At 63.9% G+C, this 6,563-nt stretch carries 6 protein-coding genes and 1 rRNA gene; 3 read left to right on the top strand and 4 right to left on the bottom strand.

Annotated features, from left to right (window positions below; all coding sequences use genetic code 11):
* Window positions 1-94: ribosomal RNA gene (locus tag CH293_RS19305) — 16S ribosomal RNA — on the bottom strand; the annotation flags it as partial.
* A 484-nt stretch (window positions 95-578) separates the two neighbouring features.
* On the opposite strand from CH293_RS19305, the gene CH293_RS19300 reads away from it, so the two are divergent.
* The gene (locus tag CH293_RS19300; protein ID WP_176460055.1) at window positions 579-1,736 is read left to right on the top strand and encodes an alkaline phosphatase family protein; all 1,158 of its coding nucleotides are present in this window, start codon (window positions 579-581) and stop codon (window positions 1,734-1,736) included.
* A 73-nt stretch (window positions 1,737-1,809) separates the two neighbouring features.
* Complete coding sequence (locus tag CH293_RS19295) at window positions 1,810-2,934, top strand: hypothetical protein (RefSeq protein ID WP_094721183.1); 1,125 nt, start codon at window positions 1,810-1,812, stop codon at window positions 2,932-2,934.
* A 68-nt stretch (window positions 2,935-3,002) separates the two neighbouring features.
* Here CH293_RS19295 and CH293_RS19290 read toward each other — a convergent pair whose 3' ends face one another.
* The 3 genes from CH293_RS19290 to CH293_RS19280 are packed head-to-tail and all read right to left on the bottom strand — an operon-like array spanning window position 3,003 to window position 5,170.
* The gene (locus CH293_RS19290; RefSeq protein ID WP_037105392.1) at window positions 3,003-3,404 is read right to left on the bottom strand and encodes a RidA family protein; all 402 of its coding nucleotides are present in this window, start codon (window positions 3,402-3,404) and stop codon (window positions 3,003-3,005) included.
* A 12-nt stretch (window positions 3,405-3,416) separates the two neighbouring features.
* On the bottom strand, window positions 3,417-4,175 hold the full coding sequence (locus CH293_RS19285) for an IclR family transcriptional regulator (RefSeq protein ID WP_037105389.1): 759 nt from the start codon (window positions 4,173-4,175) through the stop codon (window positions 3,417-3,419).
* Window positions 4,172-5,170, bottom strand: coding sequence for a sugar kinase (locus CH293_RS19280; RefSeq protein WP_094721182.1), 999 nt, complete (start codon window positions 5,168-5,170; stop codon window positions 4,172-4,174). Before CH293_RS19280 ends, CH293_RS19285 begins: the two co-directional genes overlap by 4 nt.
* A gap of 104 nt (window positions 5,171-5,274) precedes the next feature.
* Between CH293_RS19280 and CH293_RS19275 the strand changes: the two genes are divergently transcribed.
* Entirely contained in the window at window positions 5,275-6,558 is a 1,284-nt protein-coding gene (locus tag CH293_RS19275) for an alanine racemase (RefSeq protein ID WP_094721181.1), read from the top strand.
* Window positions 6,559-6,563: the final 5 nt, after the last annotated feature.

Below are 6,563 nucleotides of genomic sequence, written 5' to 3'. Positions count from 1 at the left end.
CGCTCGTGTACCCCGAAAGGCCTTACCGCTCGACTTGCATGTGTTAAGCACGCCGCCAGCGTTCGTCCTGAGCCAGGATCAAACTCTCCGTAAAAGACTCTAGAAACAACAATCCGAAGATCGTGAATCAGTCAAATGACATCAAGTCCAAATCACTAGCAAAAAAACTCAACTAGCACTAAATTTTCGTCAACCACAATCCGACGGGAAGAAGGACCGCAGCCGACACACCCACACTAAAAAGCATGAGCGCCTAAAACATTCGGCACTGACATTCATCGACACACTGTTGAGTTCTCAAAGAACACGCACACACCGTCGTATCCGCTTGCGCTTCTACTTCGGGGCTTACACGCTCATGTCCCTCACGGAGTAAACTCTTACCTCGTAAGGGGCTGCCAGTTCGATCTGCGTCCAACCTCGTGTCCCGCACCTTTCGGTCCGGGTCGGTGTCCGTGTCGCTCTGACTCGACAAAAGTTACGCCAAGAAGAACTCCTTCGCAAATCGCCTGGTCAGGCGCTTGGACGAGTTAACAACAGAGGCTGCGCGGTGCCGCTCCGGCGCATACGGTTGCGTCATGCTGTTTTCACCGCGCTATGGAACCGGGGCCCTGTCCGATGTGGTGCCGTCCGTGGTGGCTCATCTGACGGGCAATTCGTCTGCCGACAGACTCGGTCTCAATCTCCACGGTGTCCGACGAGCGTGTGTCCTGATGGTCGACGGACTCGGCAGCGAGCAACTTGCCGACCATCCGGAAGACGCTCCCTTCCTCACCGCGCACACCACTCGATCGATCACCGCGGGTTTTCCGAGTACGACGGCGACGAGTCTCAGCTCGCTGGGCACAGGGCTCACTCCCGGAGAGCACGGTGTCGTCGGATATCTCGTCGCGCTTCCAGGCCACAAGCGCCTCATGAACAGTCTTCAGTGGAAACTTCACGGGACGTCCGCGTCCGAGGAGTTACCGACTGATGTGGTTCCGGAGCACTTCCAACCGACACCGACGGCGTTCGAGCGTGCGCGTGACGTCGGCGTCCGCGTTGTGCACGTAGGTCCGTCCATGCAGGCAGGTTCCGGATTGACACGCGCTTCTCTTCGCGGAGCCGAGTTTCGCAACTCGGTCTCCCTTGCCGATCTCGCGGCAGGAACACTCGACGTGCTCGATGCTCCCGGCCCGACGTTGGTCTACGCCTATCACGGCGACCTCGACCTGGTAGGTCATGTCCGGGGGCCGAAATCGCACGCGTGGCGCCTGCATCTTCGTCACGTCGACCTGCTCGCCGAATCGATCGCCGATGGTCTCCCGCCCGACGGCGCGCTGATCGTCGTCGCCGACCACGGAATGGTCCAGATCGACCGGCGGTTCGATTACGACTCGACCCCGGAGCTGCGAGATGGCGTCAGGCTCCTGGGCGGGGAGCCTCGGATGCGCTACCTCTACACACGGCCAGGAAGCAGCGTCGACGTGCAGGCAACATGGAAGGAGATACTCGGGGAGCACTTCCTCGTCGTCACCCGTGAAGATGCGGTGTCACGAGGCTGGTTCGGTTCGACGGTATCCGTCGAGGTCGCCGAACGAATCGGAGACGTGCTGGCCCTCGCGCAGGACGAATCAGCCGTGGTGAGAACCCAGGCGGAGGCGAACGCGTCGGCTCTCGAGGGGCACCATGGATCGCTGACGTCCGCCGAATTGCTCGTTCCGGCGACGGTCGTCCGGGCGGACAGGCGCCGCTGACCGATCCTTGTCGGTACCCCGCGATAACTTCTGTTCGATCGAATGTTCGAAGTTCGCTGGAACGGGGAGAAGTATGCCGAAGCACAACGGCCTTGACCTTGACGCTGCAACGCAGTCCGACTGGACGACGTTCACGACCGAGTTGGCTGACCACCTGGCGTCGCTGGAACCAGGTGCGGAGCTGTCGATATCTCCCGATTTCGAGCCCGAGGGCTCACCGCGGCGAGCAATGCTGTTTCGCCTGACGCGCGAGGGGACGCTCGTGTGTGCGTCGTCGGGGCTCGGTTCTCCCCCGCCTCCGTGGCAGCCGGCCGAGGCCGACGGAATCTTCGTCGTCGAGGACTGCGCAGCGTGGGTCGACCGGTTGTGTTCGACGGTCGTCGAGCAGATCCGATGCGCGTGGAACATCCCGCATCCCTCGTTCCTCTTCCGGCCTGGGGCGAAGGCACCGACTGCACCGATGCCCGACGAGTCGGCCTGTCCCCCGGACGTGGCGGGTCCGTTGCTGGAGACCTTCGGGGATCGGGTGTCGGTCACGCCCGACGGAGTCGTCAGCATCGCCATCGGGCCGGTCATCGCATACGTCACTGCTGCGGGCGTAGACGAGATCCGCATTCATGCGCTCGTCGTCGAGCGTATTGCCGGGCGAACACGGGCTGCGGAGGTCGTCGCGGATCTCAATCGCCGGCACCCGCGGCTGAAGTTCCTGTTGGTCGAGGACCGTGTCCATGTCGCGTGCACGATCGACGCCGATCCGTTCGTCCCACAGCACGTGGTGAATGCCGCAGGCCGCCTTGCGACATTCGCGGCGACGGTCGACGAGGAGTTCGCCGATCACATCGGGGGTGTTGTTCCCGCCCTCGACACGACCGATCGAAGCGACGGGTCCGCGGACCCCAGCGACGAGGAACTTCCGGCAGAACTGATGACGTTGCTGGAGATGGATGCGGAGTCCGGTGGCGAGGTCGACGCCGACGACATTTTGTCCGTCTGTGGACCTGACCGCACGAGGATCGGACGTTTCGAGACGTTCTGCGCCGAACAAGCCGAATCGTGGCGCGAGTACGCACAGGAAGCCATGCTTCGTGGAGACTCCGGGGCGGCCGAGGAGTGCGCTCTGGAGGCGGTTCCGTGGGACCGAGTTGTCCGGGCACTTCGGAGCGCTCTGGTAGCGATCAAAAATCTCGACAACGCCTGAGCCCGCCGGGCCTCCGTCGACCGGCCGTGCTTCCACGAAAGGAGCCCGGCCGGTCGTCGGACCTGATATCAGACAATCGCGACGGCGTCGATCTCGACGAGCATTTCTTCACGGGGCAGACCAGTGAATACTGTTGTGCGGCTGGGCAGAACATCCCCGCTGGTGTACTTCTGGACGAACTCGCCGTACGCGTCGTTCATGACGGCGAAGTCCTCGCGCTTGGTGAGGTACACGCGGAGCATGACGACGTCGTCGAAGGTCGCACCGCTCGCTTCGACGATCGCACGCACGTTCTCGAGTGTTCTCGTGGTCTGGGCGGCGACGTCGCCCGGGTACAGGTACTCACTGGTCTTCGGATCGACCGGTCCCTGGCCGGAGACCTGCACGAACGGACCCTTGCGCACCCCCTGGGAAAACGTGTGCGCGGGTGCCGGTGCCCCATCGGTTCGAACTGCGATCTTTTCGCTCATTACTTTCCTTTCTTACGAGGTCTTCTCGGACGGCTTCCAACCGAGGTCCGCTGAAATAGCTTCGGCGACAGCCAGAATTTCGGGTAATTTCCCCAGGACTTGTCCGTGGTCGAGGAGCATGTCCGGTACCGACATCGACACCGCCGCAACGGTTCGTCCGGTGCCGTCGAGGATCGGTACACCCACGCAGTTGACGAACGTCTCGTGTTCCTCGTGGTCCTCGGCGTAGCCCTGCTCGGCTACGAGGTCCAGTTCAGCGAGGTACCGCTCGGCGGAATCTATGGTTCGGTCGGTGAACCGCACGTACTCGATGCGTTGCGCGATCTGCCGCTGCTCGGCACGTGGGAGTGCGGAGACCAGCACCTTTCCCACGGCCGTGCAGTGCAACGGGGCGGGTCTTCCGATACGCGAGTACATCCGGACGCTCTGCGTCGCATCGAATTTGTCGATGTACACCGCCTCGCCACCCTCGAGGGTTGCCAGGTGGATCGTCTGTCCGGTTGCGGCGTTGAGCGCAGCGAGGTGCGGCCTCGCTACCGTGCGCACATCCCGCTGTTCGAGTGCGCGGTTGGCGAGTTCGAAGAATCGTGACCCGAGCACGTATCGGTGGTCGGCGTCGTGCTGGACGAAGCGGTCCGACTCCATGGTGCGCAGCAGTCGCAGCACGGTTGTCTTGTGCACGTCCAGTTCTCGGGCGAGCTGGTCGAGCGACCTCGTCTCCTCCCCCAGGAGGCCGAGGATGGTCAACGCTCGGGACAGGCTTTGGCTCATTGCGCGACCAGATCAGCGAATCGTGCCGAGTTCCACTCCGCGTCGGGGAGGGCCAGCGCCGCGGCCAGCCGAGAGGGATCAGCAACCTCGGCCGCGTCACCGTGTGCGGTCAAGGCTCCTGCCGCGCAGAGGTGGCCGAGGCGCACCCTGTCCACAGCCGATCGCCCGGTCAGCAAACCGGCAAGAAATCCGCCTGCGAACGCGTCGCCCGCGCCGATTCTTTCCACGACGTCGAGTGTGAGGGCAGGAACGTCGACGCGCGACGATCCGTCGAATGCGGTCACGACGTGCGCGTCGTTCTTGACCACCAGGTGACGCGGTTCCGGGAACTCCGCGCGCAACGCTGCGGGATCGTCGATCCCGAAGACCTCGTGCGCCTCGTCGGCACCCATCAGCACCACGTCGCTGCCGCGGACATGGTCAGCCAGCACGGAGGATGCGTCGGAGATTCTCGAGCCCCACAGCGCGGGCCGAAAGTTCAGGTCGAAGCTGACGGTCGTCGCGGACGCCAGCAGTGCCCTGGACATCGACTCGGCCGAGGCCGACAACGCGACGGTGATTCCGGAGAGGTGGACGATGTCCGCCGTCTCGATCACGGTGGGAACCAGGTCGTCGGCTGACAGAGCGCTGGCAGCCGATCCAGTCCGGAAGTACGTCATGCGACTCTCGCCGCGCGGCAGATCGTGTCCGACACCGGTGCCGGCTCCGCGTTCCTTGACGTAGATCCCCGTCGGACGCACAGGGTCGACCGACACGGCAGATACGTCGATACCTGATTCGCCGAGTTGGCGTAGCAGGTATCGGCCGAATCCATCGTCTCCGACGCGTGACAACCAGGACGTGGACACACCCAGCTGGACGAGGACGCGTGCCACGTTGGCTTCGGCTCCACCTGCTGAACGTCGAAACGAATCCGAGTCTTCGAGGGCGCCGGGCTCGGCAACGAGAACCACGAGTCCTTCTCCGACGCATACCGCGCGAGGCGATGAAAGCAAGAGATCTCCTTCGAATGCTTGCGAGCCGGCCCCTGTTGGATGCACACTACTAACCACAAACATTTTGCGCAACAGCCGTTGCATATTACGCAACGCGCACCCGCTTGGAGGTCTCCACCTTGATCGACACGCACGCCGTCAACGCCCTACGAGCGCGAACGATCGGACCCGAACACAAGTCGGTTCCACCCCACGCCTGGGGACGTTCGATCGAGGAGTTCGTCCGAGAAGCACCGTCGGCGACGTCCTTCCAGACGCCGCTGTTGACGCTCGACGACAAACGAATCACTCACAACATCGAGGTCATGGCCGCCTGGGCTGCCGAGGCGGGTGTGAAACTCGCGCCGCACGGCAAGACGACGATGGCTCCGGCGCTCTGGAAACGCCAACTCGATTCCGGTTCGTGGGCAATCACATTGGCGACCATCTGGCAGGTGCAGTTGGCGAGAACGTTCGGCGTGCAACGCATCATGTTGGCCAACGCCCTCGTCGACCCGGTCGGTCTCGCCTGGCTGGCACGGGAACTCACCGAGCATCCGGAGTTCGAATTCTACTGCTGGGCAGACGGACTCGGTACCGTCGAGGCAATGAACGCAGCCCTGTCCGACGCAGGCGCAACCAGGCCGGTCCACGTCGTCGTCGAGCTGGGCGGCGAGCACGGCAGAACCGGTGCGCGCACGATCGACGAAGCTCGTGCGGTCGCCGACGCCGTCGCCGCGTCGCCTCGTCTGGCACTCGCGGGTGTCGGAGGATACGAGGGCGCCCTCAGCCACGATCGGTCCGAGGCCGGCCTGAAGGCCGTCGCCGACTACCTCGATGCCGTCGCAACGCTCCATCGAGAACTCGACGCAGCAGGTCTCTACGGCGAGCACGCCGTGGTCACCGCGGGCGGAAGCGCGTATCAGGACATCGTGGCCGCGCACCTGGCGCCGCTGGCCGACGAGGACGGCGCACGCGGCGTCGCGACCACGGTGGTGCTCCGGTCCGGGGCGTACATCATCCACGACGATGGGTTCTACTCACAGATCTCACCGATGATCCCGAGCCGTTCGGACCATCCACTCGAAGCTGCGATGCACGGCTGGGCGCGCGTCGTGTCGCGCCCGGAGCCCGGCCTCGCGCTCCTCGATGCTGGCAAGCGGGACCTCCCCTACGACGAGGGTTTGCCCACTCCGCAGTCGGTCGACGGCGAGATCACCGCCCTCAACGACCAGCACGCCTTCCTGCGGTTCGCCCCGGACGCCAGCGCGGCTCCGATCGGAAGCGTTGTTCGCCTGGGTCTTTCGCATCCGTGCACTGCCTTCGACAAATGGCGGCTGATCCCCCTCGTCGACGATGCAGGCAGCGACGATCCGCGCGTCGTCGACCTCGTCCACACCTTTTTCTAGGAGCC

This window comes from Rhodococcus sp. 14-2470-1b (genome assembly GCF_002259415.1).
Classification (GTDB): domain Bacteria; phylum Actinomycetota; class Actinomycetes; order Mycobacteriales; family Mycobacteriaceae; genus Rhodococcoides.
This window is presented reverse-complemented; position numbering and strand designations above follow the sequence as displayed.

Coding starts and splice junctions, on each gene's coding strand:
- CH293_RS19300 (WP_176460055.1), top strand. CDS start 579: ATGCTGTTTTCACCGCGCTATGGAACCGGGGCCCTGTCCGATGTGGTG.
- CH293_RS19295 (WP_094721183.1), top strand. CDS start 1,810: ATGCCGAAGCACAACGGCCTTGACCTTGACGCTGCAACGCAGTCCGAC.
- CH293_RS19290 (WP_037105392.1), bottom strand. CDS start 3,404: ATGAGCGAAAAGATCGCAGTTCGAACCGATGGGGCACCGGCACCCGCG.
- CH293_RS19285 (WP_037105389.1), bottom strand. CDS start 4,175: ATGAGCCAAAGCCTGTCCCGAGCGTTGACCATCCTCGGCCTCCTGGGG.